Here is a 24,713-nt window from a genome sequence, read left to right on the forward strand (position 1 = left end):
CACTGGCTGTGTCGCCCACGTCCACGGGCCGGCACGTCACCACGCCCCGGTTCAGGTCATCGAGTACAGCTATTCGAGCGACCACCCCATCCCCGATGACTTCGGCGGCGGCTGGTGCCCGTACTCGCACGTGCATGTCCACGACTACGAGCCGACCACGACGTACTACGTCTACTCGGACGACGCGTACTACTACAGTGGCCCGTCGGTGGTCTGGTACTGGAACGACCACCCGCACGCGCACGGCGGCCTCTGCAACATGCACGGGCGCCACTCCCACGACTACTACCCGAGCTCGGGCAGCATCTACCGCTACGAGCGCAACCGCGGCTACGTGTGGAGCCGCACGCACAGCGCTTCCGCGGGCTACGGCTACGTGCGCCCGGCGACGCGCCCCTCCAACCGCCCCGCGGTGCCCGGCAACACGTACAGCGGCACCCGGCCTCCCCCGGGAGGTACGCGCTGGACCACGCCGCGCGGTTCCAGCTCGGGCGGCAACCACCGGCCGTCGCGTGGCCAGGGCAACAACTCCGGCAGCGGCTGGAGCAGCCCTCCCGCGGGACGCTCCTCGAACAACGCCGCGCCCAGCAACAACTCCGGCAGCGGCTGGAGCAGCCCTCCCGCGGGACGCTCCTCGAACAACGCCGCGCCGAAGGACGACGACTCGCGTGACAACAACAGCGGCAACCGCTGGGGCAGCGGCAACTCCGGGAGCAGCGGCAACTCCAACAGCGGCAACTCCAACAGCGGCAGCGGCTGGAACACGCGGGGAGGCAGCAGCTCGGGCTCCAGCAGCTCGGGCTCCAGCAACTCCAACTCCAGCTCCAGCGGCAGCGGCTGGGGACGCGGTGGCAGCAGCTCCGGAAGCAGCAACCGGAGCTCCAGCAGCAGCTCGGGCTCCAGCTCCAGCAGCGGTGGCTGGGGACGCGGAGGTAGCAGCAGCGGGAAGTCGTCTTCGGGCTCCAGCGCGCCTCCGTCCGGCCGCTCGGGTTCGTCGTCCTCCTCCGGCGGCAACGGCCGCTGGCGCTGAGGCGGGCCACGCCCGCGAACAACACCTGGCTTCCACATGAACGGCGCCGCGTCCCACTCCGGGGCGCGGCGCTGATGTTTTTCGGACAGCGCGGCGCCCTCCAGCCCCATGGCCAACACCACCGCGGCGTCGACCAGGGGACGAACGGAGCGTGGGGTGGATTGCCGCCACGTGAGGCCGTGGAGAGCTTTCCCGCGATGATGCGTCCTCTCCTGATGGTTCCATGTGCCGTGCTGGGACTCTCACTGGGCTGCGGCCCTGGCGATTACACACCCGCCCCTGGCGTGCAGACCGACGACGCCGAGGCCGTGGACCTGGACAACCTCCGCATTGGTGTCAGCGGCACGGTGGACCTGCTCCCCGAAGCTCGGCGGTTGCTCGAGGCCCGGGGCCTGCCCCTGCCCACGCTGGAGGGAGCGCCCCTCACCGCCGCGGAGCCTCTACGGCTGGCGGTGAATGACGCCAACGCCACCTTCGGCACCGCGCCGGCCGCCGCGGATGGCGCCTTCACCGTGCGCGACGTGGCGGTGCGGGAGATGCACTTGAGCCTCGCGGTGGGCGCGGAGGCCGCGGGCCTGGTGCCCGCCCATACCGTCGTCTACGACTCCGCCTTCACTGGTGCCCGGCCGCGCACGGACATCATCGGCGCGCGCGTGTGGGCGCTGCCGGACGCCTTCCATGACGCGCTCAGCATCGCCGTGGGGGAGAGCGCCATCCGGGGCCACACCGACAACCGGGCGGCCACCCTGCGCGATGCCGGCTTCGTGCTGGGGCGCGTGGTGGATGCCAGCGGCCATCCCGTCGCTGGCGCGAAGGTCGCCCCCGACGGGGAGGCGCTGGCTGGTCGCATCTACTACCCCACCGCCGACCTCCAGGGAGCGAACCAGGAGGGCACCGGCCCGGACGGATTGTTCGTCTACGTCCACTCGGGCGCGGACGCGGAGGCCTTCCTCCTGTCCGTCACGGGCACGGACGGCTACACGCCGCGCAACGTGGGCGTGGCGCGGGGCTGGGGGCTGGTGCTCACCGTCCATCCCGGCCTCCACCCGCCTCCCTAGACAGCGCGGCGCCCGGCCTTCCGCTCGCGACTCGGCTGCTCGGGGTCTGCTGCCTCGCGCGCTGGCCGCCCCCATGTTCCGACGGAGGCGCGCACGGCCCGAGCCAATGACTGGCGGCGCCCCCACCGTCCGCACCCATCGCTGCGCCGCACTCGCGTCCGATGCCGGAAGCAAGGGCGCGACGCATCTCTCACTGGAGCGTCTCGACCGGGGGCCTCGGGCTGGTGCGTCACGGGAGGAGCCCTGTGCGTTCCTGGGGGACGCCACGATGAACGAGTGCTGGAGGCCGCAGCGTCGGAGCGCGGCCATGGCCCACGGCATCGCCTGGCTCGCGACGCTGGGCGCCCCGCTCGTGGGCGCGCTGTACCTCCTGGGCTGGGCCTGGGATGTGGAGATGCTGAGGCCCGGCGTGGCCGGCATCCCCATGACGCCGGTGACGGGCATCGCCATGATTTTCGGCGGCGCCGCACTGGGCCTGCGGCTGCACTCCCGCCCGTTCCGCCATCAGGAATCCACGGCCACCGCCTGCGCGCTGGTGATGGTCGTCATCGGCGCGGTGAGTCTCCTGCGCGACATCACCGGCTGGGACGTGGGGCTGGAGCACCTCATGCTGCGCCTGCTCGATGGACACGCCTCGTCGGTGCTCCCTCGGCCCTCTCCCCTCTCCGCCACCTGCATGACGCTGCTGGGCGCGGCCCTGGCCCTCCCGGAGCGGAACCACTCCGTCCGGCTGCGCGACACGCTGGTCGTGTTGTCGCTGGTGACCTCGACGCTGGGCCTCAACGGCCTGCTGATGGGCCCCTTGTTGACGGTGGGCACCCTGCCCTTCCTCGCCGAGCGCAGCATGGGCCTGCCCACCGCGCTGACGCTGATGCTGCTGGCGGTGGGCACGCTCTGCGCACGGCCGGGGCTGGGGCTGATGGGCCGCATCACCCGCGACTCGCTCGGCGGCTTCCTCGCGCGCCGGTTGGTGCCGGTGACGCTGCTCGGCCCCTCGGTGCTGGGCATGGTGTTGATGCTCCTGCACGAGGTGCGCGCCATCAATCTGGAGGCGAAGCTCCCCATCTTCGCCACCTTCGTGAGCGCGGGCGGCGCGGCGCTCGTGCTCATGTCCGCGCGGGCCCTGGACCACATTGAAGCCCACCGCCAACAGGCCACCGCGGCGCTGGAGGCCTCCGAAGCACGCTACCGGGGCCTGCTGGAGACCACCCCCGCGCCGCTGCTGACGGTGGACGCGCAAGGCCTGCTGCGCTTCATCAACGCGGAGGCGGAACGGGTGTTCGGCTACCCGCGCGAGGAGCTGCTGGGGCGCGAGGTGGAGGTGCTGATCCCCGAAGGACTCTCCGGTGGCCGGAGCCTGGACACCGGCTTGGGCGAGCGCGCCATCCAAGGCCGCCGCAAGGACGGCAGCCCGCTGTCACTGGAGGTGCGGCTGAGCCCGGTGTCAGGCCCGGAGGGCCCCAGCGTGCTCGCTGTCGTCCGCGACGTGTCGGAGCGGGAGCGGTACCTCGCCAAGGTCCAGCGCGCCCGTGAGGAAGCGGAGATGCAGCGCAGCCAGGTGCAGGCCCTGCTGGACCACACGCCCGTGGGAATCGTCTTCGCGGAGGCGGACGGCAGCGGGCTGGTGGCCAATCCCGTCGCGGAGCAGCTGCTCGGGCGTCCGCTGAAGGGCGTGTCGCTGGAGATGACGGGAATCAACCCCCTCGTGCTCACCACCGACGGCAAGCCGGCTCGCCGGGAGGACGTGCCCATCGTCCGCGCGCTGCTCACGGGCCAGCTCGCAGGGCCCGAGGAGTTCCTCATCCTCCACCCCGACGGGAGCCGACTGCCGGTGTTGATGACCGCGGCCCCCGTCTTCGGCCCCGGCGGGAAGGTGCGCGGCGTGGTCTCCACGGCCCAGGACGTGACGACGCGTCACGAGCTGGACCGGCTTCGCGAGGAATACGTCAGCCTCATCTCCCACGACCTGCGCAATCCGCTCCACACCATCAGCCTGCGCGTGGGACTGCTGCGGCGCGCCCTGCGCGAGCGGAACCTGGAGCAGGAGGAATCCATGACGGAGGCCATCCAGCGCAGCGTGGCCTGGATGAACACCATGATTGAGGACCTGCTGGAAGGCTCGCGGCTGGAGTCCCAGCGGGAGACGATGCGCCGCGAGCCCCGAGACCTGGCGCGCTTCCTGGAAGAGGTGATGGAGCGGGACGTGGCCCCCGACGTGCGCGAGCGCTTCCACCTGGAGGTCCCAGGCGCGCTGCCCCCCATCTGGATGGACGCGGCGAGGCTGGAGCGGGTGATGGCCAACCTGCTGAGCAACGCCGCCAAGTACAGCCCCGGTGGGAAGCCCATCACCGTGCGAGCCCAGCTCCAGCCGGGACAGGTGGTGGTGTCGGTGAAGGACCTGGGCCCGGGGCTGAGCCCGGAAGACGCCGCGCGCGTCTTCGACAAGTACTTCCGCACGCAGAAGAGCGGCGCGTCGGACACGAAGGGCCTGGGCCTGGGGCTGTACATCAGCCGCCTCATCATCGAAGCGCACGGCGGGCGCATCTGGGTGGAGAGCGAGCCCGGCCAGGGCTCCACCTTCAGCTTCAGCCTGCCCGTGGCCCCGCCCGGCGCGAACCCGCTCCCGCCCCAGGTCCCGGATGACCAGGCCCCGGCGGCGGGAGACGGCTCGGCCGTCAGCGCGTAGGGGCCCAGCGCGGCAACCAGTCCGGCCCCTTGGCGGTCGTCAGACGCGTCTGCCCGCTGCCATCCGCGCGCATGAGGTACACGTCCGTGTCGCCCTGGCGCTCGGACACGAAGGCCAGGTACTTCCCGTCCGGACTCCACGCGGGCATGTCGTCCCGGTGCTTGCCGTCCGTCAGGGCCACCGGCGCGCCGCCCGCCACCGGCACCATCCAGATGCGGGCGTTCCCATCCGGCAGACGGCTCACGTACACCAGCCGTTGCCCATCCGGACTCCAGGCGGCCTCGCGCTCGTCGCCCTCGAAGGACTCGCCCGACACGGCGCGCAGGTCCGAACCGTCCGGACGGAGGAAGTACAGCCGGTCCTTGCGCTCGCGATCGCTGACGATGACGAGCCACTTGCCGTCCGGGCTCCACTTCGGCGTGCGGTCCTCATGGTGGAAGAAGGTGAGGCGGCGCTCACCGCTGCCGTCCGCGTTCGCCACGTAGACTTCGGGGTCGCCCTCGCGGCTGCACACGAAGGCCACCTCCTTGCCATCCGGAGACACCGCCGGCTCGAAGCAGCCTTGTGGCACCTGCGTGAGGCGCACCTCCGGAACACCCTCGCGGGGCTCCAGGCGCACCACGTCACTGAAGCCCTCCGCGTCGGACTCGGCCACCAACCAGGTGCCATCCGGCGCCCAGCTTGCGTTGCGCGCACGCGCCCGGGGCGGGTGCAGCGGTACCGCCGGGCTCTTGCCATCCAGCGGCAGGACCCGCATCTGCTGGCGGTGCAGCCCGTCCTCCTCCGCCGCGGAGATGACGAGCAGCGACTTGCCGTCCGGCGACAGGGGACCGGGGTACATGTCCTCCTCGCCGCGAGTCAGCTGCGTCTCCACGCCCTCCGGACTCACCTTCCAGACATCCTTCCGCCCTGCCCGCTCCGACAAGAAGATGACCGCGCCTGGAATGGCGCGAGCCTCCTCCTTGGACAGCGGCCCGGAGCCGGACGTCCCGCCACACCGGCCGGAACATCCGACACCGAGCACGGCGAGCGCGGTCAGACACCGCGCCCGCCACGGCCAGGAACGTTGAAGCCGTTCAAGGCCCCGCATCACCACCTCACTGAATCCGGAGGGCGTCCGCCATGACGACGTAGCCTTCGGTGGCCCAGCGGCTCAGCTGCACCTTGTTCCAGCCGGCGTTGAAGTTGTAGGTGCCCAGCGTCACCCACTTGCTGCCGTTGGTCTGCTGGTTCACCGTCACCGTGCTGTTGCCGCCCGCGTGCGTAATCATGAAGGGCGCCGCGGGAGAGCGGTTGGTGCCCTGCACCCACCAAGCCTGGATGGTCCGGCTGCCCGCCGCAGGCATGTGGAAGTGGAACACCGCCGGCTCGGAGATGGGCTGCGTGGAGGCGTAGTAGTAGTCGTTGCCGTAGTAGCCCGCGCTGGTGCCACGCGCCCAGGAGGACGGCACCGCGATGTAGCCCTTGCTGGAGTCGTTGTTGGCGTTGTTGCTGTCCACGACGATGGCCGGGTTCGTTCCACCGCCGCCGTCACCACACTCGCTGCGAATCTTGCTGATGTACGTGGACCACGGCCAGTTGGGGCCCGGGTCCGTGCGAGTCTCCGGCTGCAGCCGGCCGTGCGCCACGATGTGGTAGCTGTCGCGCGGGATGCCCTGGTCCCGGGTGATGTTGCACGTCAGCTTGGCGGAGGTGGTGATCATCCCCGAGGAGAACGAGGCCGAGCTGGCGTAGCCACCGTGCTCGATGCCGATGGAGAAGTCGTTCGTCGACCGGCCGTTGAGGTGCGACTTGACGCCGCCGTTGAGGCTGCTGCGGTAGGCGGCGGCCACGTGCCAGGCGCGGCTCGACTCACGCACCAGCTGCGACACCTCGGTGCCGCTCTCGTTGACCACGTAGTGCGCGCTCACGCCCGCGGCGGAGTTGGTCAGCCAGCTCCAGCAACCCGAGTAGCCACCCTCACAGGTGTGGATGACGACCATCTGCTGACCGATGCCAGCGGGCCGCGCGTTGTAGTTGGGCGACGGGCGCCAGATGGAGGCCGCGTAGTCCGGGCCGGCCGCCAGGGCCTGCATCTTCGGCAGGGCGAACTTCGGCTCGACCTGGGTGGCATCCAGCGACACCGCCACCTTGCCCGCCGGCGTGAAGGCGCCCGCGCCCTCGCGCAGCACCGAGTACACGTCGTTGTGGATGTAGTGCGCCTGGATGTCCGGGTCGGAGATGTCCGTCAGGCGCACGGCCACCGGGGCCCACGCGCCCAGGTCCGCGCGGTCGATGCCCGCCTCGTCGGCGTACTTCGACAGCAGCGCGGCGCCGGCGCGCAGGTTGGCCAGCGGCTCGTCACGCACCGCGTCCGCGGACACACCCGCCAGGGCGGCGCCGTCGGTGATGAGCTGACCGCGCAGGGCCAGCAGACCAAAGGCCGCCGGACGGCCCTCGAACTCCTCCTCGCCGCGGACGTGCTCCCAGCGCGTCTCCGCGTAGGAGATGGCCTTGAGCAGGTTCACCGGAACGTTGAACTCACCAGCGGCCTTCGCGAACTGCGCGTCCAGTTCGTTGGGCGTGCGGCGAGCCGCATCGGCCACCGCGCGGGCGGCGTCGTCCACCGCGCCTGCGGGAACCTGCGACTCAGGTGCTGTTTCTTCCGGAGACGTTTCGGTCTGGGGGCCACAGGCCGTCAGGGCCATGGCCGCGGCCGTCACCGCGAACGTCTTGCGCAACACGTGCATGGAAACTCCTTGAAGGGGGGTCAGCAGCTCCACGGTCGCCCCCGTCCCACGGGAGCGGCGCAGGGCGCCATGCCTGAGCACCATGCATGCCAGCCACGCGTTCCCAGGGAGCACCTCTTTTTCTCGACCCCAGGTGGAGCATGGATGCTCCACCTTCCCGTCAAGAAATCTGCCCTCGAACCCGGGCCCCCGACGGCGCAACCACCTGGAATCAGGGATGACGCACATGTAAGCCCTGACAACCCAGGCGTCGGATTGGCCAACCGATGTCGCACTGACGTGTTTCGAGACAACTCGACGTAAAGTTACTTTACTACCTTTCCAGTTCCCCCCACCTTTTGGCGTGACACCGGATGCAGGGGATAGGACGAGGGGGCCGACAGGGGCGAGGGCTTCCGCTATGAGGGGGCCATGCGGCTCTTCGGAATCGGCGACACCCACCTGCCCTCCACGCGACAGAAGGACATGCACCGCTTCGGGTGGTCCGAGCACCCCCTGCCGCTGCAGCGCGCATGGGATGAGCGGGTGGCTCCGGAGGACGTGGTCATCGTGGCGGGGGACATCTCCTGGGCCACGCGGGCCCACGAGGTGATGGATGACTTGGCGTGGCTGGACGCGCGCCCGGGCCGCAAGGTGCTAGTGCGCGGCAACCACGACTACTGGTGGGGCGACTCCGCCTCCAAGCTGCGCAAGCTGCTGGAGCCCTTCCGCACCCTGGAGGGCTTCCTCCACAACAACGCCGTCGTCATGGGCCCCTGGGTGATTGCGGGCAGCCGGCTGTGGACCGCGCCGGAGGCGCCGCCCATGCCCGGTGGGGAGATGGGGGACGAGGCGGCGGACACCGGCTACGTGGAGCGGGAGACGCGCCGGCTGACGGCCTCCATGGAGGACGCGAAGAAGAAGGAGGCGGCCAGCGCCACGCCGCTGGTGCGCGTGGTGGCCGTGCACTTCCCACCGGTGTACGCGAACGAGAAGTCCACCGCCTTCAGCGAGCCCATTGAAGCCTTCGGACCGAAGGTGTGCGTCTATGGCCACTTGCACGCGGCCGGCATCGCCGCGGGCTTCACGGGCGAGCGCGGCGGCGTACGCTACGTGCTGGCCTCGTGTGACGCGGCGGGCTTCGCCCCGGTGCTGCTCGACGAGGTGTGAGGAGGCGCGCCATGCCGTCCAACAAGGCGGAGCTCGAGGCCCGGCTCGCGGCCGTGCACCCTGGTGATTCGGTGCGCGGGCTGTTCTTCAAGTCGGTGCTCAGCCTCGTCCAGCAGCAGGCGGGCCTGACGGCACTTGAGACCGTGCGCCAAGGGGCGCTGAGCGCGGCGTACACCGACTTGCTCACGTACCCGGCGCAGGACTTCCTCACGCTCCTCTACCGCGCGGCGGACGCGCTGGAGCCGCTGCTGGGTCCCGAGGACGCCGTCTTCCACGCCTGCGGAGAGAAGGACGTGACGCGCTTCTCCACCGGGCCGGGCATGCTCATCTTCGGAATCATCTCCCGCGGGGACCCGCAGAAGCTCTTCGCGGGCGCGCAGATGGGCTACGGCGCGGCCGTCAGCTACGGCAGCCGCGACTACGTGCCCACCGGCCCCACCTCCGGAACGCTGCACATGCGCCGGGACATGCTGCCGCCCGCCTACCACGAGGGCATCCTCACCGGCGCGCTGAAGGTGCTGGGCCTGCGAGGCACCGCGCGCGCGACGCCGCGAGGCATCGACAGCGCGGACTACGACATCCAGTGGGCTTGAGGCGCGGCGCTCAGTCCACGCGGGTGTAGGTGACGTCCAGCTCGGCCACGACGCGCTCACCCACCGACGCCTGGCAGGTGAAGGTGTGCGCGTCACCGTCGTGCGCGCTGCGAACGGCGCCGAACGTCACCGTCTGGCCCGCGTAGGCCAGGGTGTCCGCCTTCAGGCGCACATCCTTCGCCATGCAGCGGGCCCACGGCGCGCCTTCCAGCCGGCGAAGCAGCGTGGTGGCCACGCGCGTCATCCCACTGGCCACCACGGCCACCGGCATCACCGGGTGCAGCGCGAAGTGCCCCTTGCACATCTCCGCCGTCACCGGCCCCAGCGTGGCCGACAGGCTCTCACCATCCGGCCGCCAGTCGCGCAGCGCCAGCGGCTTGCTGTAGGGGTTCTGCCGCAGCTTGGCCCACTCCTCGGGGGTGCGCTGCACGCCGTCGTCGCGGCGCGGCTCGCGGCGCATGTCCACCCGGGCCTCGCCGAACAGGCGCGTGAAGGCGGCGGCGGACAGCACGTTGTAGTCCACCTCCAGGCGGAAGAACGGCGTGCCGTCCGGCAGCGACAGCAGCGTATGCGCGGTGGCCGAGCGGCGGCCGGTGAACTCCGCCTTCGCCAGCCCCCACAGCAGGTCCGTGGCGCGGGCCATGGGCTCGGGGCGCAGCCACTGCCCGCGCGCGCCGCACGCCAGGTAGAAGTGCTGGCCGTCCTTGGGCGACATCAGCGCGGACGCGCATGAGCCCAGAATCGCCAGGTGCCGCCCCGCCTCACCCAGGCCAATGGGGCCCGCTTCCGCGTCCGGGTCCTGCTGAACGGGGATGCGCGCCACCACCTCGCCCTCCCCCATCACCGTCACGTCCTTGAGGGCGTAGTAGGGGTCCCGCACGCAGATGCGCGGGTAGAGGTCCGCGTGCGTCAGCAGCGTGTGCGGCGCCAGCCCCGACAGCGTCTCCAGCGTCTGCTCCGACGAAGCCCAGGCAGAAACAGGGGCAACAGCGGAATTCGCGGACGAGGGCGCAATGTCGAGGAGCATGGACTGACCTGATTTCGGACGAGGGGTGCCGGGGGACACCAGTTTTCGAGATGCCGAGCTTCGTTCCACCGACAGAAGACCAATTCCGGCGGACGAAAATGATTTTCGGCATACGGTCCGAATTGTTGCTTCCTGCCGTAATTTTCCGTCCGAGAGGTAAAATCGGACGCAAATGTGGCAGGGAGGCGCAGCCCAGGACACAGAATCGCCATTCAACGCAAAGAGTCAAGGCAGATGTGGGGTGAAGCACACCCGCCCCGGCTCAGGCGTTCACGGAGCTACAACTCCACCTGCGCGCCCAGCTCCACCACCCGGTTGGGCGGGATGCGGAAGTACGAGGTGGCGCTGCGCGCGTTGCGGCTCATCCAGGCGAACAGCGCCTCGCGCCACACGGCCATGCCCGGGCGCTTGGTGGGAATGAGCGTCTCCCGTCCCAGGAAGAAGCTGGTGCCCATCAGCTGGAACTGGAGCCCCTTCTCGCGGCAGCGCTTCAGCACGTCGGGGATGCCCGGGTTCTCCATGAAGCCGTAGCGCGCCACCACGCGCACGAAGCCCTGCTCCAGCGGCTCCACCTCCACGCGCTCGCTGTGCGGCACGTGCGGCAGCTCCTCGGAGAGGATGGTCAGCAGCACCACCTGCTCGTGCAGCACCTTGTTGTGCTTGAGGTTGTGCAGCAACGCGGGCGGGGTGCCTTCCGCGTTGCCCGTCATGAAGATGGCCGTGCCCGGCACCCGCACCGGAGGGTGGTCGCCGAAGCTGCCCAGCAGCTCCTTCAGGGGGATGCTGGCCGCGCGCAGCTTGGCCGCCAGGATGTCGCGCCCGCGCTTCCACGTCGTCATCAGCGTGAAGACGACGACAGCCATCAGCAGCGGGAACCAGCCGCCGTCCGCCACCTTCACCGCGTTGGCGCCGAAGAAGGCCAGCTCCACGGTCAGGAACAGCCCCACCACGGGAATGGCCACCCACCGCCGCACGCCCCATAGCTCCCGGGCCACCACGTAGGCCATCAGGGTGGTGATGACCATGGCCGTGGACACCGCGATGCCGTACGCCGACGCCAGCGCGCTGGAGGAGCGGAAGCCCAGCACCAGCGCCACCACGCCCACCAGCAGCGCCCAGTTCAGACCGGGCAGGTAGATTTGCCCCATCTCCTCCGCCGAGGTGTGCACCACCTCCATGCGCGGGCTGTAGCCCAGCTGCATCGCCTGGCGCGTCAGGGAGAACACCCCCGCGATGAGCGCCTGCGAGGCGATGACGCCCGCCACCGTGGCCAACGCCACCAGCGGGTACAGCAGCCAGGACGGCGCCAGCAGGAAGAAGGGATTGCGCGCGGCGCTCGCGTCGCGCAGCAGCAGCGCCCCCTGCCCCAGGTAGTTGAGCATCAGCGCCGGCAGCACCATGGAGAACCACGCCAGCTGGATGGGCTTGCGGCCGAAGTGGCCCATGTCCGCGTAGAGGGCCTCACAGCCCGTCACCACCAGGAACACGCCGCCCAGCACCAGGAAGCCATGCAGGTGGTTGTGGCGGAACAGCTCCACCGCATGCCAGGGCGACAGCGCCCCCAGCACCGCCGGGTTGTGGACCAGTTCCTTCACGCCCAGCCCCGCCAGCGTGAGGAACCAGACGCACATGACGGGACCGAAGACAGCGCCGATGTCCGCGGTACCGTGCCGCTGCACCAGGAAGAGCCCCACCAGGATGACCAGGGCGATGGGGATGACGTAGGGGTCGAAAACGGACGTGGCCACATGCAGGCCTTCCACCGCGCTGAGCACGGTGATGGCCGGCGTGATGATGCCGTCTCCATAGAGAAGCGCCGCGCCGAAGATGCCCAGCGTAATCAACACCGGACGCGCTCGGTGGGACGGCTGCGCGCGCTGCCGCTGCATCACCAGCGCCATCATCGCCAGGATGCCGCCTTCGCCCCGGTTGTCCGCCTTCATCACCAACAGCAGGTACTTCACCGACACGATGATGATGAGCGACCAGAAGATGAGCGACAGCACCCCCAGCACGTTCGCGGGCGTCGGCGGAATCCCATGCGCCCCCGTGAAGCACTCGCGCAACGCGTACAGCGGGCTCGTGCCGATATCGCCGTAGACGATGCCCAAGGCCCCGAGGGCCAGCAGCGCCGAGCGCTTGAAGGTGTCCGGGCCCTTTTTGACGTCTTCGCCGCCCGGCACTCCGGTGGTGGTCGCTTTCACGAAGCCGCGCTTTAGCTGAACCCGGGCCTGGAGCAACCGCCACCGTGTTGCGCACGGAGTATTCCCTTGTGTGCCTGACGCATCCCCGCCTCGGCGTCACAGGGCCCTAGGGCGGGGAGTGCGTCCGGAACAAACACTCCCAGGCCAGGGATGTTCGACATTCGCGACGGCACGGCCGCCCTGCCCGGAGGGACGCTCCTCGCCCCGTTACAGCCATGCTCCCATGCAACACGATGGGTGGGGGGACTCGATGACGATGGTGGCGGCACTTGGTCAGGCAGAAGCCCGGCGGTCCGGAGCACGAGGTCCAGCGATGCTGGAAGCCATCCTCCAGGTCTCCCCCCTGGCCATCCACCTGATGGACCTGGATGGCACGGTGCGGCTGTGGAACCCCGCCGCCGAGCGGCTCTTCGGCTGGAGCCGGGAGGACGTGCTTGGCCACCGCGCCCCCTGGGCCACCGACGCCCGCTGGGAGACGTTCCGCCACCATCAGGAGCAGGCCACGCAGGGCCTGGAGCCGCCCTGTCTGGAGCTGGAACTCCACCGGCGAGATGGCACGCCCCTCCATGTGGAGCTGTGGGCGGCGCCCATGCCACCGTCCACCACCGGTCCCGCCCAGTGCCTGGGCATGCTGGTGGACATCACCGAGCGGCGCCGGGGCGAGGCCCACCGACGGCTCCTGTCAGAGGCCAGTGAAGTCCTCGGCTCCAGCCTGGAGCAGGACGCGACGCTGGAGCACCTGGTGCGGCTCGCCGTGCCTGCCTGCGCGGATTCCTGCCGCGTGTTCCTCGAGGAGGCCCCGGGCGAGGTGCGATGCGTGGTGGCCGCGGGCCTGGACGCGCGGGAGCCCCTTGATGCGGGTACGCCCCTCGTCCCGGACGAAGCGGCGGTGTCGCGAATCATCGCGTCCGGAGAGCCGGCGCTGCACGACGCGGAGCCGCCGTCCTGGCTGGGCGTGCCGCTGACGTGGCCGGGGCGGAAGGGCGCCGCGCTCGTCTTCTCTCGCACCGGACGGACCTTCGACGCGCGGGACATGGCACTGGCGCGGGAGCTGGCGCGCCGGGCGTCACTCGCCCTGGACCACGCGCGCCAGCACCACGAGGCGCGCCAGGCCATCCGCGCGCGCGAGGAGTTCCTGGCCATCGCCAGCCATGAGCTGAAGTCCCCCCTCAGCGCGCTCCAGCTCCAGGTGCAGAGCCTGCGCACCGCGATGGAGCGCTCACCGGACGCCGTCCCCTGGGAACGGCTGCACCGGGGGCTGGACCTGGTGGGCCGGCAGGCGAAGCGTCAGGCGAAGCTCATCGACGCGCTGCTGGACGTGTCGCGCATCCACGCCGGACGGCTGGAGCTGAACCCGGAGCCGGTGGACCTGGGCGCCCTGGTCCGCGAAGTGACGGAGCGCTTCGAACCGGAGCTGGCGGGCGCGGGCACACACCTGACGTTGACGCTGCCGTTGGAGGCCCGCGGCCACTGGGACCGGCTGCGGCTGGACCAGGTGCTCACCAACCTGGTGTCCAACGCCGTGAAGTACGGGCGGGGCAACCCCGTCCAGGTGGCGCTGTCCAGCACCGAGACCCACGTGCGCCTGGACGTGCGCGACGCGGGCATCGGCATCCCGCCGGAGCACCTGCCCCGCCTCTTCCACCGCTTCGAGCGCGCCGTGTCCGGCCGGGACTACAGCGGCGTCGGCCTCGGGCTGTGGATTGTCCGCGAGGTGGTGGAGGCCATGGGTGGCCACGTCACCGTGAGCAGCGAGCTGGGCGTGGGCTCCACCTTCACCGTGGTGCTGCCGCGTGCGCGCGGGTGAGGACGCCGGGGCCCACCCGCGCGGGCGCGCCCCTCACAGCGCGAGGAACAGGATGGCGGCCTTCTCCTCGGGGCTCGCCGCGAGGAACTCGTCCGGCAGCCAGATTTCCGAGTCGGGCGTCATGGCCCGGTCGCAGCTGCGCCGGCCCGTGTAGAAGCGGTTCGTGTTCGCCGCCTTCAGCCGGTAGGTGCAGTCGCGGACGTAGATGGTCAGCTCGCTGGGGCTCAGCTTCAGGTTGACGGGGCGTCCGCCAAATCCGCCCTTCGCCACGATGGCGTCCCCCTCCTTCGTCACCGTCAGGTTCACCGGCGCGCCGCCGACGGCGCCCTCCACCGCCCCGTCCTTCAGCGTCAGGGCGAAGTTGCCCTTCAGCCCGCGGCCCTTCAGCATCCCGGGCGAGCGAGCCACCTGGAAGTCCGCCCCCGTCACTGCCTCTGGCGTCATCTCCAGGTTGAACGACTGGTAGGCAATCTTCATGTTGATGGCGTCCTGCTTCCGTTCAGCCATCGCTACGCTCGCCCCCAGCACCACCCCCAACACCAGCACGCTCCGGCGGAGCGGCATCAGCATGCGCTTCATGTGGAGACCTCCTCGTACGGTTTCATCCCCGGCTGAGTAACGACAGTGTGGACACCGGATACCGGCCCGTCATGCACCTTGGGGTAACCCCCGGGAATTGCTTTCGGCGCGGTGGGCATCCCGCCAGGGAGGGGCCGGCGGGAGTCCACCGCCCACGCCGTGGGCACGCACCGTGAACGGCGTTGACACCCAGGCTCACCCTGCGCGCGCACCCCCGCGGAAACAGGCTCGTCCTCCGGTGGCAGGCCCCTTGCGATGGCGCCCCTCCAAAAGGAGCGGGCCATGGCGGAGACGGGCAACACGCGGTGGGGAACGGCGAGGCTGGACGGAGGCAAGGTGCTGCGATGGAGCCTCCTGCACGCGGGAGCGCTGGTGGGGGGCGCCTGCTTCTTCTCGTGGAGCGCGGTGGCGGTGTTCGCCGGAATGACTGCGGTGACGATGTGCCTGGGCGTGTCGGTGGGCCTGCACCGGGGACTCATCCACCGGGCCTTTCGTGCCTCGGCGCCCGTGGAGCGCGCGTTGGCGCTGCTCGGCACCCTGGCCGGCCTGGGCGGCCCCATCGCGATGAGCCGCATGCATGACCTGCGCGACTTCCACCAGAACCAGCCGGAAGCGGACTGTCCCCCCTACTTCGGCTACCGCGAGGGCTTCACGCGCGCCATGGCCTACGCCCTCTTCCACACCTGGCACCCGCGAAGCGGCGCCGCGGACGTGCCAGCGGCGCCCCATGTCACGCAGGACGTGTTCTTCCGCGGACTGGAGCGCGCGGGCCTGTGGCTCCAGGTGCCGCTCGCCCTGGCCTTGTACGCACTGGGCGGGGCGCCCTGGGTGGCGTGGGGCATCCTGGTGCGGCTGGCGCTCACCCAGGACGGCTTCTGGTGCGTCCATTACGTGAGCCATGTGGAGGGCGAGCAGCCCTACGAACTGCCGGGCTGCGCCGAACAGGGACGCAACGCCGGCTGGCTGGCGCTGCTGAGCATGGGCGAGTCGTGGCACAACACCCACCACGTCTACCCGGCCTCGGCGCAGATGGGGCTCGGGTGGCGGCAGCCGGACCCGGGCTGGTGGGCCGTGCGCGGACTGGCCGCGCTGCGGCTGGTGCATGACGTGAAGTCGCTGGCCCACCTGCCGCTGCGTCCGGGCGCACGCCCGCGCCGCCCGGAGCCTCGTCGAACCCGGCGCCTCTGCGTGCTCGCCCTACTCCGGGCCTGACGCTCCGATGTGGGCGTGCCTCACTCCTCGACGTTGCGCAGGAAGTCCGCCACGTGGGCGAAGCGCGCATCGAGGAAGCGGCGCAGGCCTCCGGTGATGCCCCGCGCATCCATGGCCCGTTGCATGGAGCGCACCCACGCATCACGCATGGCGACGCCGATGGACAGGTGGCCATGACGCATGCGCAGTCGGGGGTGGCCGTGACGCTCCGTGTAGTCCTGCGGCCCGCCCAGCCATCCCGCGAGGAACAAGCCGAACCGCTCACGCGTGCCGCGGTTCACCCGGCCCTCGGCGTCCAGCTCGTGCAGGCGCGCCAGCTCCGGCTCGTGGGCGTCCATGGCGTCGTAGAAAGCCTCGGCCAGGGCCATGGCCGCGTCGGTGCCGCCCAACCGGTGGTACGGCAGGTCGTCCGGGCTCGGGACCCAGTCGTCTTCGGTGGGCATCTTCAGTTGTACGGACATGCTTTCTTTCTACCGCTGGAAGCGCCCGGCTTCATGGAGACTCGTCATTCCCCTCGAAACGCCCGGCTGACCTCCGGCGGACAGAGAGGCAGGCGGTCCATGGGCCGCTCACCCTGGAAGATTTGACCTGGGTGAGAGGCGGTTGCTAGAGCCACGGCCACCCGTGCCCATTTCCCCCCGCGCCGCACCTTCCCCTCCCGTGGCCTGGGTGCTCGACGACAGTCCGGTAGAGACCCAGGCCATCTGCAGCGCGCTGGAGCCCTACTGCAGGGTCACCGGGTTCTTGGACGGGGCCTCGCTGCTGGAGTCCCTGACGCAGGGGCCCGTGCCCGAGGTGCTCGTGCTGGACTGGCACCTGCCCGGCATGTCGGGCCTGGAAGTTTGCCGCTTCGTCCGGAGCAATCCCGCCACCGAGCACGTCCCCGTCCTGCTCATCACCGGGAACACGCGCGCGGAGGACGTGGTGGAGGGCCTGTCCGCGGGGGCCAACGACTACGTCTTCAAGCCCTTCCGCCCGGTGGAGTTCGCCGCGCGCGTCCAGGCCCTGGCGCAGTGGGAGCGCACGCGACGCAAGACGCTGGAGGATGAGCGGGCGCGACGCCTGCGGCTGGAAGGCACGCTGACGGAGGTCCAGGCCGCCGAGGAGCGCGCCTGGCGCAGCGAGCTGCGCTTCCGGCTGGCGGCGCGCGCCACGCGGGACGCGGTGTGGGAGTGGGACCCGCGCACGGGCCTCATGGATTGGACGAGCGGACTGCACGAAGTCTTTGGCTACGCCCCCGGAACCATCCGGGACGAGCATCGCTGGTGGGAGGAACGGCTGCACCCGGACGACCGCGCGCGCGTCGTCGCCAGCCGGAAGGCCACCGTGGAGGGCCCCGAGCACGAGTGGCAGGACACCTACCGGTTCCAGCGCGGAGACGGCTCCTGGGCCTACGTGGCGGACCGCTGCCACATCATCCGCGACGCGCAGGACAAGGCGACGCAGGTGGTGGGCGCCATGCAGGACGTCACCGAGCGCCACGAGGCCGAGGCCGCCCGGGCCCGGCTGCTGGAGCTGGAGCGCGGCGCCCGGGAAGAGTCGGACCGGCAGCGCGCCATGCTGGCGACGCTCTTCGAACAGGTGCCCGCGCTGCTCGGCGTGCTGAGCGTGCCGGACCAGCGCTGCGTGGTGGCCAACGCGCGGCTGAGGCAGCGCTTCGGCCAGCGGCAGTTGGTGGGCCGCACGCTCCGCGAGGCCCTGCCGGAGCTGGAGGACCAGAACGTCCTCGAGTTGCTGGACGCCGTCTTCGCCACTGGTGAGCCCTTCAGCGCGAGGGAGCTGCCCGTGCGCATCGCCCAGGTGCCCGGCGCCCTTCCGCCGGAAGGCTACTTCGACTTCATGTACCAGCCGATGCGGGACGCCAGCGGACGGCTGACGGCCGTCATCCTGTTCGCGGTGGAAGTCACGGACTCCGTCCTGGCGCGGAACAAGGAGTCAGAGCTGGCGCAGCAGATGAAGGCCCGCGCGGACTTCGAGCGGCAGCTCATCGGCATCGTCAGCCACGACCTGCGCAACCCGCTGGGGGCCATCACCCTGGCGGTGTCCATGATGCTCCAGCGCGGACCGCTGGATGAACGGCAGGAGCGTCAGGCGCAGCGAATCCGGAGCTCGGCGGACCGCGCGACGCGGATGATTCGCGACCTGCTCGACTTCACCCGCGCGCGTCAGGGGACGGGGCTTCCGGTGTACCCGCAGCCCATGGACCTGCACGAAGTCGTTCGCACCGTGCTGGACGAGGTGCACGCCGGCTGGCCCGACCGTCACCTGGAGACGGAGCGCACCGGAAATGGCGTGGGCACGTGGGACCCGGACCGGCTTGCGCAGCTCATTGGCAACCTGGTGGGCAACGCCTTGCAGTACAGCCCGCCCGGCACGCCCGTGCGGGTGACGTCCCGAGGCGATGACGACGGCGTCGTGCTGGAGGTCCACAATCTGGGCCCGGCGATTCCCCTGGAGCGGCAGCCGCGCATCTTCGAGCCGCTGGAGCGCGCCACGGTGCGCCCGGAGGACCAGGGCCGGCGCAGCATCGGCCTGGGGCTCTACATCGTGCGCAGCATCGTCCTGGCCCACGGCGGCACGGTGGAGGCCCGCTCCCAGGAGGAGACGGGCACCACCTTCACCGTGCGGCTGCCACGCCATGCGCCCACGGCGCTGCCCGTGCACGAACTCACGGCGCCCAGCGCTTGGGACGGCGCTTGAGCGTCGTCAGGCCCAGCCGGTCACAGAACGCTTCGTACACGGCGGCCGGCACGCCCTTCCACGCCAGGTCCTCCAGTGACGACGTGCCCGGCAACGGCGCGTCCGTCACCAGCGTGGCCAGTCGGCGGTAGAGCAGCGCGGCCTCACGGTGCTCGCGCAGCGTCGCAGCCAGCTTCTCCGCGCCCCGGGGACGCACCTTCCACTCGGACGCCTCCGCGGGGATGTCCTCCAGGTGGCCATGCGCGCTCAGCAATGCAGACGCGCCCTTCTCCCCGAAGCCCGGCAGTCCGGGGATGCCATCCGCCGCGTCGCCCATCAGCGCCAGCAGGTCCGGCACGCTCGCGGGGGGCACGCCCAGCTTCGCGCGCACCGCCTCCTCGTCGAGCACCTTCTCCTGCCGCCGGTCCACCTGCACCACGCGGCTGCCACGCACGCACTGGCCCAAGTCCTTGTCGGGCGTGAGCAGCCGCACCTGCTCCACCGCGTCCGCCCAGCGCGCCGCGGCGGTGGCCAGCGCGTCATCCGCCTCCTGCTCCTTCATGGACCACGCGGTGACGCCCAGCGCGCGCACGGCCTCCTCCGCCAGGTCGAACTGCGCATGCAACTCCGGCGGCACGCCCTCGTCGCTCTTGTAGCCGTCGAACAGCGCGTTGCGGAACGAGCGGATGGGGTTGTCGAACGCCACCGCCACGTGCGTCACCGCCTCGTCCGCGTCGTGAAGCAGCGCGAGCAGCGAGGACATCAGCCCCACCGTGGCCTTCACGTCCTGTCCATCCGGCGCGGCATGGCCCGGACGGGGTGAGAAGTGGGCGCGGTAGAGCTCGTAGGTGCCGTCGACCAGGTGCAGGCGCATGTCGCCCTCTCTACCCCCGGTGGCACACGCCGGCCAGTGCCTCGGTGCGCCCGGAAGGCGCTTGCAAGGCTGCCCGCCCGCCCTTCGGCCAACCCTGCCACGGTCGGATTGCCGGCCTGTCTCCGCGGCCCCACCTCTACGTCTGGGCGCGCCATGACGCGTGTCCACGTCCTCGAGCGGCAGGAGGTGAAACCATGCGCCTGAAGCTGGCGGCGGTGCTGCTGGGCCTGACGATGGTGGGATGCGCCGGGCGGCAGGTGCTTCCCGCACCGAACGAGCACCGGGTGCAGGCAGAAGCCTCGCTGCGCGCGGCGGAAGGCGCTGGCGCCGCCCGAGTCCCGGAAGCGGCCCTACACCTGGAGTTCGCCCGGCAGCAGATTGCCGACGCGGAGCGGCTGTGGGTGGAAGGCGAACAGGAAGCCGCGGAGCTGCGCTTCATGCAGGCCGAGGCGGACGCGGAGCTGGCGCAGGCGCTGGCCCGGGCCGTCCCGCTGGAGCGCGAGTCGCGACGCACGGCCGCCCAGGCGGAGTCCCTGCGCCGCGGCCAGCCGTGAGCAGCCAACCTCGATAGGAGAGAGCGACATGCTGAAGCGTGGATGGAAGGCCCTCGCTGGCGTCACGGCGCTGGCCGCCGTGGGGTGCGCACACGCACCGCCGCCACAGGAACTCCTCAACGCGCGCGCGGCCTACCAGGAGGTCTCCACCAGCCCCCAGGGCCGAGAGCGTCCTCGAGACGTCGCGGCGGCGCGAGATGCGCTGCTGGAAGCCGAGCGGGAGTACGACCGCAGCCAGGACTCTCCTCGCACCCGCTCGCTGTCCTACGTGGCGTTGCGCAAGTCCGAGACGGCGGGGGCACGCGGCACCGCGGACCTGGCGGCGCGGCGTCAGGCGGAGGCCCAGGCCACGCTCCAGCAAGCGCAGGCGCGGCAGTGGCAGCGCTCGCAGGCGGAGCTGGATGCGGCCCGGCAGCAGCTCGCCCAGGCCGAGCGTGAGCGGCTGCAAGCCCTCCAGCAACAGCAACAGGCCCGGCAGCACGCCGTGACGCAGCAGCAGGAAGCCGAGCGCATTCGGATGGATGCCCAGCGGCGCCAGCACGAGGCGGAACAGCTGCGGCGGCTGGCCCAGCAGCAGGAGGCGGAGTCGCGGCGGCTGGCGGAGAAGACCACGCGGCTTCAGGAAGAAGAGCAGCGCCGGGCGCGGGCCGAGTCCGAATCCCGGCGCCTGGCCCAGGAGAACCACGAACTGCTCCAGCGCTCGGCGGAGCTGGAAGCGGAGCAGGAGGCTCGGCGCCAGGTGGAGCGGGAGCTGGAACGCGAGCGACAGGCGAGGCTCGACGCGGAACGGCGCGCCACGGAGGCGCTGACGCAGTTGGAGTCGACGGCGCGCGACGTGAAGGTCCGCGAGGAGGCGCGAGGCTTGGTGCTGACCATGTCAGGGCAGGTGCTGTTCGCGTCGAACGCCGTGGACCTGCTCCCGACGGCGCGTGAGCAGCTGACGGAGGTGGCCAACGCGCTCAAGGTGTCCGACAGCCCCATGGTCATCGAAGGCCATACGGATTCGATGGGCTCGGACGCGATGAACGAAGCCCTGTCCTACCGGCGGGCGGAGCACGTGCGGGAGTTCCTCATCAGCCAGGGCGTGAGCCGCGACCGCATCCAGGTGCGCGGCCTGGGCGAGTACCGGCCCATCGCCAACAACTCCACCCCAGAGGGCCGCGCCAACAACCGGCGCGTTGAAATCATCCTCCCGCGTGGAGGAGAGGAGGCCACTGGCGGCAGCGGCGCCGAGCCCCCGACGACGCCTCGGCGCTGAAATCCCACGGACGCCGGAGTTGAATGCCCGCCATGGGCCCAGGCGCAGTTTCCAATCTGCTGAGCACCGAACGCCTGCACCTGGTGCAGCTCCCACCGGATGCGGCGTGGCGGGTGCTCGCGTACCACGAAGCGAACCGGGAGCACGTCTCCACCGTGTCACCGGCACGGCCGGCCAACTTCTTCTCGGTGACGTACTGGCGCACGCGGCTGGCGCAGGACCGCGAGGACTTCCGGCTCGACCTGTCGCTGCGCGTGTTCCTGCTGCCGCGAAACCAGCCCATCCAGCTGTCGCCCATCATCGGCAACGCCTCACTCACGAACATCCGCCGAGGCCCGTTGCAGTCCGCGGACCTGGGCTACGGCCTGGACCACCGCTACGAAGGCCAGGGCCTGATGACGGAGGCCCTGCGCGCGCTGTGTGACTACGCCTTCAACGTCATGGGCCTGCACCGGCTCCAGGCCAACCACCTGCCGGAGAACCTGCGCAGCGCCGCGGTGCTGAAGCGCCTGGGCTTCCAGGTGGAGGGCATCGCGCGGGAGCTCCTGCTCATCGACGGCCAGTGGCGCGACCACGTCCTCAACGCGCTGATTGCCCCTGGCCGGCGGGGATGAGCCGGGGCTATTCGCCGCGCTTCGTCATGTCGAAGAGCGCCCGGGCCTGGGAGCCCAGGAAGCCGTCGAAGTCCGGCGTGCGCTGGGCAATCTCGAAGTAGGCGTAGGGCCAGGAGCGCGAGCCACCGCCCTTGAGCGGCACCGGCAGCGGCGCGGCCTGCGTGGCCGTCTGCCGCAGCGACGTCCCGGGCGAGCCCTCGATGTCGGCCTTCATCGGCACCCCGGCCTCGCGCATGCGTCGCTGCCACGCCTCCACGTCGTCCACCGAGCCGGTGAAGTGGTTCACCTTGCGGCCGAAGGCGAGCAGCCAGGCGCCATACTGGGACTCCTTCTCCAGCTCCAGCAGCGCGGCCTCGTCGGGAGGGGGCGGTGGGCCGAACCACGCGGCCAGTGCGTCCACGTCCTCGGGAGGTGCGGGGTCCTCGGGCAGCCGGGCGAGCAGCTCGCGAGCGCGCGGGGACAGCTCCTCCTGCTTCAGCTCGGAGATGAAGATGCGGGGCAGCCCCGCCGGATGTGACAAATAGATGGCGGACAGGTGCGCATCCGGAAAGGTGTACGCGCCCGCGGCCTTCCAGCCGAGCCGGATGAAGGGCTGCGAGAAGAGCGCGATGCCACCACCGGGCCGGGCCAGCGAGCGGAGCGCGACGTGGTCATTGCGGAAGCGGCCCCCGGAGAGCTGCACGAAGGTGCGCGCATAGGGCACCTCCGCGGCGTAGCGCTCCCACAGCAGGTCCAGGAGACGGTGGGCGGAGTCGGTGGTCATGGCGCGCGAATCTAGCGCCACCACCCGCCGACGGCCGCCGTGGCGGCCCGGGCCACCGTCCCGAGGAAAAAAGAGCGGCGGCGCGCGGCCCCGGGTCCTTGGAGGGGACTTCAGCCAGAGACGCGCGCCGCCGAGCAGCGAAGCTGCTGAAGACTCGCCTTGGAGTTTCGAGTCTTCACACCGAGGGTATGGTATGCATTGACTTCTTCCCCGCCACTCCACCCGCCACCCGGAAGCGAGCGCCGGAATAGGGTGTGGCGAAGGAAAATGCCAGGACGCCGCAAGCCGCCTCACCAACGCAGCGTTGAGCTAGCTTGAAGTCCTGCTAATCCAAACTTTGTAGCCGCAACATTCCGCCTGAGATGCGTGAAAGACGGCTCACATCATTTGAATGAGAGAATTTGAGAACTGAGAGTCAGTGCAGGTGCTCGGGAAGCATGGGCAGTCCGTGGAAGAAGCGGCGCCCGCTCTCGAAGCGGCGGTGGAAGCAGATGCGGTCATCCAGGTAGAGGCGGGCCATCTCCTCCTCGCCATAGGCCGTGAAGAAGGTGGCGCGGGCCTCGTCGCAAGCGGCCTCATACGCCGCGCGCAGGGCCTCCCAGTCCTCGGGTGGAGTCTCCTCGCCGCTGAGCCAGACGCCCTGCTCCACGCCGTACTCCCGCTCCATCAGCTCCAGCTCCAGCGCCAGGCGGCACACGCGGGGTTCGTCGCCAATCGCCTCGTCCGCCATGGAGGTGAGGATGTGGGCCACCAGGAAGAAGCCCGCATCGGGAGGCACCACCCCTTCTTCACGCGCGGCGCGGAAGGCCACCAGCAACTGCGCATCCATCGCGTCGTCCCCCAATTCCAGCAACTGGGTGGCGAGGCCCCGCCACCGCGCCTCCATGTCCCCCACTTCCTGGAGGTTCAGTGCCTCGTCTCGCGTCTTCTTCATCGTGTGGCTCCTTCGGGAACTGCTCCCGAAAATCTCATCCGGGTCTGACGTCCAACCACGATTGCGAGGACGTCCGGATTTACCGCTGCTTGCATCCACCGTTGGGCGGATGACGGAGCACCGCGGTGGCCGTCCGCTGATGGACGCGTCGTCGCCCGTCGAGTCATGCTGCTCGCCACCGTGTCCATCGACCTGCGCGCCGCGACGGCTGCGGACGACCCCTTCCTCTTCGCGCTGTACGCCAGCACCCGGGAGTCCGAGCTCGCCGCCTGGGGTTGGGCGCCCGCACAGCGCGACGCCTTCCTCCGCATGCAGTGGGTGGCGCAGTCGCACGACTGGGCCGCCCGCCATCCTCGCGCCGACCACCAGGTGGTGTGTCTCCAAGGCCAACCCGTGGGGCGCCTGCTGATCGCGAAGGACGCGGCGGCGTGGCGGGTGGTGGATATCGCCTTGTTGCCCGCGCACCAGGGAAGCGGCGTGGGGACCCTGCTGCTGACCCAGGTGCGGGACGAGGCCGGGAAAGCAGGCGTCCCCCTCCGGCTGCGAGTGCTACGAACCAACCCCGCGCGCAGGCTGTACGAGCGCCTGGGCTTCGAGGTGGACGCCGAGCCTCCCGAGGAGGCCGCCGCCCCTTACGTCGCCATGACGTGGAACCCCGCGCCACGTCAGGACTGATGCACAGCGGAACCATGCTCCGGAAACACGAACGGCCCGCGAGCTGATTGCCCGCGAGCCGCCCGCATCCCCCCCAAACCGCCAGGACCTACAGGAACACGTTCTCCGGCGTGGGCGTGACAGTCCGGAGGTCATATCCGGCGGCACCCGCCTCGGACGGCTGAGGCGCGGCCAGCGTCCCGCCACCACCCGAGCCACCATTTCCACCGCACGCGCCGCCCCCACCGCCCGCGGAGATGGCCTGGCTTGCTCCCGTGGGATTCGCGGTGGCGCCCGCGGCCCCCGCAC

21 protein-coding genes and 1 pseudogene are annotated in these 24,713 nt (G+C 70.6%); 11 read left to right on the forward strand and 11 right to left on the reverse strand.

Annotation, left to right across the window (positions count from 1 at the left end; translation table 11 throughout):
- Positions 1 to 372: 372 nt before the first annotated feature.
- Positions 373 to 1,140: a hypothetical protein gene (locus FL344_RS11170; RefSeq protein WP_141618500.1), complete on the reverse strand. Its 768-nt coding sequence runs from the start codon at positions 1,138 to 1,140 to the stop codon at positions 373 to 375.
- Here FL344_RS11170 and FL344_RS11175 point away from each other — a divergent pair.
- Both FL344_RS11175 and FL344_RS11180 read left to right on the forward strand, forming a co-directional pair.
- Complete coding sequence (locus tag FL344_RS11175) at positions 1,105 to 2,088, forward strand: carboxypeptidase regulatory-like domain-containing protein (protein ID WP_141618501.1); 984 nt, start codon at positions 1,105 to 1,107, stop codon at positions 2,086 to 2,088. The two genes, FL344_RS11170 and FL344_RS11175, sit on opposite strands and share 36 nt — an antisense overlap.
- A gap of 307 nt (positions 2,089 to 2,395) precedes the next feature.
- Positions 2,396 to 4,774, forward strand: coding sequence for an ATP-binding protein (locus tag FL344_RS11180; RefSeq protein WP_228564948.1), 2,379 nt, complete (start codon positions 2,396 to 2,398; stop codon positions 4,772 to 4,774).
- Here FL344_RS11180 and FL344_RS11185 read toward each other — a convergent pair.
- Both FL344_RS11185 and FL344_RS11190 read right to left on the reverse strand, forming a co-directional pair.
- The gene (locus FL344_RS11185; RefSeq protein WP_141618503.1) at positions 4,764 to 5,864 is read right to left on the reverse strand and encodes a PD40 domain-containing protein; all 1,101 of its coding nucleotides are present in this window, start codon (positions 5,862 to 5,864) and stop codon (positions 4,764 to 4,766) included. The genes FL344_RS11180 and FL344_RS11185 overlap by 11 nt on opposite strands.
- A gap of 7 nt (positions 5,865 to 5,871) precedes the next feature.
- Entirely contained in the window at positions 5,872 to 7,731 is a 1,860-nt protein-coding gene (locus FL344_RS11190; RefSeq protein ID WP_141591727.1) for an N-acetylmuramoyl-L-alanine amidase, read from the reverse strand.
- A 183-nt stretch (positions 7,732 to 7,914) separates the two neighbouring features.
- Here FL344_RS11190 and FL344_RS11195 point away from each other — a divergent pair, with 183 nt between their 5' ends.
- Together FL344_RS11195 and FL344_RS11200 are read left to right on the forward strand one after the other, a co-directional pair.
- Positions 7,915 to 8,652 carry a metallophosphoesterase gene (locus FL344_RS11195; protein WP_141591728.1) on the forward strand — a complete coding sequence of 246 codons (738 nt, stop codon included), beginning with the start codon at positions 7,915 to 7,917 and terminating at the stop codon, positions 8,650 to 8,652.
- A gap of 11 nt (positions 8,653 to 8,663) precedes the next feature.
- The gene (locus FL344_RS11200; protein WP_194863077.1) at positions 8,664 to 9,245 is read left to right on the forward strand and encodes a TIGR02265 family protein; all 582 of its coding nucleotides are present in this window, start codon (positions 8,664 to 8,666) and stop codon (positions 9,243 to 9,245) included.
- Positions 9,246 to 9,255: 10 nt separating this feature from the next.
- Here FL344_RS11200 and FL344_RS11205 read toward each other — a convergent pair whose 3' ends face one another.
- Both FL344_RS11205 and FL344_RS11210 read right to left on the reverse strand, forming a co-directional pair.
- Positions 9,256 to 10,272: a hypothetical protein gene (locus FL344_RS11205; RefSeq protein ID WP_228558111.1), complete on the reverse strand. Its 1,017-nt coding sequence runs from the start codon at positions 10,270 to 10,272 to the stop codon at positions 9,256 to 9,258.
- Between the two features lie 278 nt (positions 10,273 to 10,550).
- Complete coding sequence (locus FL344_RS11210; RefSeq protein ID WP_141591731.1) at positions 10,551 to 12,512, reverse strand: potassium transporter Kup; 1,962 nt, start codon at positions 12,510 to 12,512, stop codon at positions 10,551 to 10,553.
- A gap of 277 nt (positions 12,513 to 12,789) precedes the next feature.
- Between FL344_RS11210 and FL344_RS11215 the strand changes: the two genes are divergently transcribed.
- Entirely contained in the window at positions 12,790 to 14,283 is a 1,494-nt protein-coding gene (locus FL344_RS11215; protein ID WP_141618505.1) for an ATP-binding protein, read from the forward strand.
- Between the two features lie 33 nt (positions 14,284 to 14,316).
- On the opposite strand, the gene FL344_RS11220 is transcribed toward FL344_RS11215, so the two are convergent.
- The gene (locus FL344_RS11220; RefSeq protein WP_141618506.1) at positions 14,317 to 14,862 is read right to left on the reverse strand and encodes a hypothetical protein; all 546 of its coding nucleotides are present in this window, start codon (positions 14,860 to 14,862) and stop codon (positions 14,317 to 14,319) included.
- Positions 14,863 to 15,144: 282 nt separating this feature from the next.
- On the opposite strand from FL344_RS11220, the gene FL344_RS11225 reads away from it, so the two are divergent.
- Entirely contained in the window at positions 15,145 to 16,074 is a 930-nt protein-coding gene (locus tag FL344_RS11225; RefSeq protein ID WP_228564949.1) for an acyl-CoA desaturase, read from the forward strand.
- Positions 16,075 to 16,094: 20 nt separating this feature from the next.
- Here FL344_RS11225 and FL344_RS11230 read toward each other — a convergent pair whose 3' ends face one another.
- Entirely contained in the window at positions 16,095 to 16,535 is a 441-nt protein-coding gene (locus FL344_RS11230) for a group II truncated hemoglobin (protein ID WP_140860116.1), read from the reverse strand.
- Between the two features lie 199 nt (positions 16,536 to 16,734).
- Here FL344_RS11230 and FL344_RS11235 point away from each other — a divergent pair, with 199 nt between their 5' ends.
- Positions 16,735 to 18,774 carry an ATP-binding protein gene (locus tag FL344_RS11235; RefSeq protein WP_228564950.1) on the forward strand — a complete coding sequence of 680 codons (2,040 nt, stop codon included), beginning with the start codon at positions 16,735 to 16,737 and terminating at the stop codon, positions 18,772 to 18,774.
- Here the strand turns inward: FL344_RS11235 and FL344_RS11240 are convergent.
- The gene (locus FL344_RS11240) at positions 18,743 to 19,627 is read right to left on the reverse strand and encodes a 5'-3' exonuclease H3TH domain-containing protein (RefSeq protein WP_141618509.1); all 885 of its coding nucleotides are present in this window, start codon (positions 19,625 to 19,627) and stop codon (positions 18,743 to 18,745) included. The genes FL344_RS11235 and FL344_RS11240 overlap by 32 nt on opposite strands.
- A gap of 194 nt (positions 19,628 to 19,821) precedes the next feature.
- Here FL344_RS11240 and FL344_RS11245 point away from each other — a divergent pair, with 194 nt between their 5' ends.
- Genes FL344_RS11245 through FL344_RS11255 form a run of 3 tightly spaced genes read left to right on the forward strand, consistent with a single transcriptional unit; the run spans position 19,822 to position 22,053 of the window.
- Positions 19,822 to 20,181 (forward strand): DUF4398 domain-containing protein, encoded by a 360-nt coding sequence (locus tag FL344_RS11245; protein ID WP_141591737.1) that lies wholly within the window; start codon positions 19,822 to 19,824, stop codon positions 20,179 to 20,181.
- 28 nt (positions 20,182 to 20,209) lie between these two features.
- The gene (locus tag FL344_RS39905) at positions 20,210 to 21,439 is read left to right on the forward strand and encodes an OmpA family protein (RefSeq protein ID WP_141618510.1); all 1,230 of its coding nucleotides are present in this window, start codon (positions 20,210 to 20,212) and stop codon (positions 21,437 to 21,439) included.
- Between the two features lie 23 nt (positions 21,440 to 21,462).
- Positions 21,463 to 22,053, forward strand: a complete 591-nt coding sequence (locus FL344_RS11255) for a GNAT family N-acetyltransferase (protein WP_141618511.1) — start codon at positions 21,463 to 21,465, stop codon at positions 22,051 to 22,053.
- A 7-nt stretch (positions 22,054 to 22,060) separates the two neighbouring features.
- Here the strand turns inward: FL344_RS11255 and FL344_RS11260 are convergent, their stop codons facing one another.
- On the reverse strand, positions 22,061 to 22,816 hold the full coding sequence (locus FL344_RS11260) for a DUF1338 domain-containing protein (protein WP_141618512.1): 756 nt from the start codon (positions 22,814 to 22,816) through the stop codon (positions 22,061 to 22,063).
- A gap of 415 nt (positions 22,817 to 23,231) precedes the next feature.
- Complete coding sequence (locus FL344_RS11265) at positions 23,232 to 23,750, reverse strand: hypothetical protein (RefSeq protein ID WP_163884510.1); 519 nt, start codon at positions 23,748 to 23,750, stop codon at positions 23,232 to 23,234.
- 165 nt (positions 23,751 to 23,915) lie between these two features.
- Here FL344_RS11265 and FL344_RS11270 point away from each other — a divergent pair, with 165 nt between their 5' ends.
- Entirely contained in the window at positions 23,916 to 24,425 is a 510-nt protein-coding gene (locus FL344_RS11270; protein ID WP_141618514.1) for a GNAT family N-acetyltransferase, read from the forward strand.
- Between the two features lie 88 nt (positions 24,426 to 24,513).
- On the opposite strand, the pseudogene FL344_RS11275 reads toward FL344_RS11270, so the two are convergent.
- Positions 24,514 to 24,713, reverse strand: a pseudogene (locus tag FL344_RS11275) (collagen-like protein); the annotation flags it as partial.

Source organism: Myxococcus sp. AB036A (genome assembly GCF_006547355.1).
Classification (GTDB): Bacteria; Myxococcota; Myxococcia; order Myxococcales; family Myxococcaceae; genus Myxococcus; species Myxococcus virescens.

What these genes read in the sequence shown, in the direction of transcription:
- FL344_RS11245 (WP_141591737.1), top strand. Translation starts at nt 19,822, where the DNA reads ATGCGCCTGAAGCTGGCGGCGGTGCTGCTGGGCCTGACGATGGTGGGA.
- FL344_RS11190 (WP_141591727.1), bottom strand. Translation starts at nt 7,731, where the DNA reads ATGTGCGTCATCCCTGATTCCAGGTGGTTGCGCCGTCGGGGGCCCGGG.
- FL344_RS11220 (WP_141618506.1), bottom strand. Translation starts at nt 14,862, where the DNA reads ATGAAGCGCATGCTGATGCCGCTCCGCCGGAGCGTGCTGGTGTTGGGG.
- FL344_RS11260 (WP_141618512.1), bottom strand. Translation starts at nt 22,816, where the DNA reads ATGACCACCGACTCCGCCCACCGTCTCCTGGACCTGCTGTGGGAGCGC.
- FL344_RS11170 (WP_141618500.1), bottom strand. Translation starts at nt 1,140, where the DNA reads ATGGGGCTGGAGGGCGCCGCGCTGTCCGAAAAACATCAGCGCCGCGCC.
- FL344_RS11255 (WP_141618511.1), top strand. Translation starts at nt 21,463, where the DNA reads ATGCCCGCCATGGGCCCAGGCGCAGTTTCCAATCTGCTGAGCACCGAA.
- FL344_RS11265 (WP_163884510.1), bottom strand. Translation starts at nt 23,750, where the DNA reads ATGAAGAAGACGCGAGACGAGGCACTGAACCTCCAGGAAGTGGGGGAC.
- FL344_RS11215 (WP_141618505.1), top strand. Translation starts at nt 12,790, where the DNA reads ATGCTGGAAGCCATCCTCCAGGTCTCCCCCCTGGCCATCCACCTGATG.
- FL344_RS11225 (WP_228564949.1), top strand. Translation starts at nt 15,145, where the DNA reads ATGGCGGAGACGGGCAACACGCGGTGGGGAACGGCGAGGCTGGACGGA.
- FL344_RS11180 (WP_228564948.1), top strand. Translation starts at nt 2,396, where the DNA reads ATGGCCCACGGCATCGCCTGGCTCGCGACGCTGGGCGCCCCGCTCGTG.
- FL344_RS11270 (WP_141618514.1), top strand. Translation starts at nt 23,916, where the DNA reads ATGCTGCTCGCCACCGTGTCCATCGACCTGCGCGCCGCGACGGCTGCG.
- FL344_RS11230 (WP_140860116.1), bottom strand. Translation starts at nt 16,535, where the DNA reads ATGTCCGTACAACTGAAGATGCCCACCGAAGACGACTGGGTCCCGAGC.
- FL344_RS11200 (WP_194863077.1), top strand. Translation starts at nt 8,664, where the DNA reads ATGCCGTCCAACAAGGCGGAGCTCGAGGCCCGGCTCGCGGCCGTGCAC.
- FL344_RS11175 (WP_141618501.1), top strand. Translation starts at nt 1,105, where the DNA reads ATGTTTTTCGGACAGCGCGGCGCCCTCCAGCCCCATGGCCAACACCAC.
- FL344_RS11240 (WP_141618509.1), bottom strand. Translation starts at nt 19,627, where the DNA reads ATGCGCCTGCACCTGGTCGACGGCACCTACGAGCTCTACCGCGCCCAC.
- FL344_RS11205 (WP_228558111.1), bottom strand. Translation starts at nt 10,272, where the DNA reads ATGCTCCTCGACATTGCGCCCTCGTCCGCGAATTCCGCTGTTGCCCCT.
- FL344_RS11185 (WP_141618503.1), bottom strand. Translation starts at nt 5,864, where the DNA reads ATGCGGGGCCTTGAACGGCTTCAACGTTCCTGGCCGTGGCGGGCGCGG.
- FL344_RS11195 (WP_141591728.1), top strand. Translation starts at nt 7,915, where the DNA reads ATGCGGCTCTTCGGAATCGGCGACACCCACCTGCCCTCCACGCGACAG.
- FL344_RS39905 (WP_141618510.1), top strand. Translation starts at nt 20,210, where the DNA reads ATGCTGAAGCGTGGATGGAAGGCCCTCGCTGGCGTCACGGCGCTGGCC.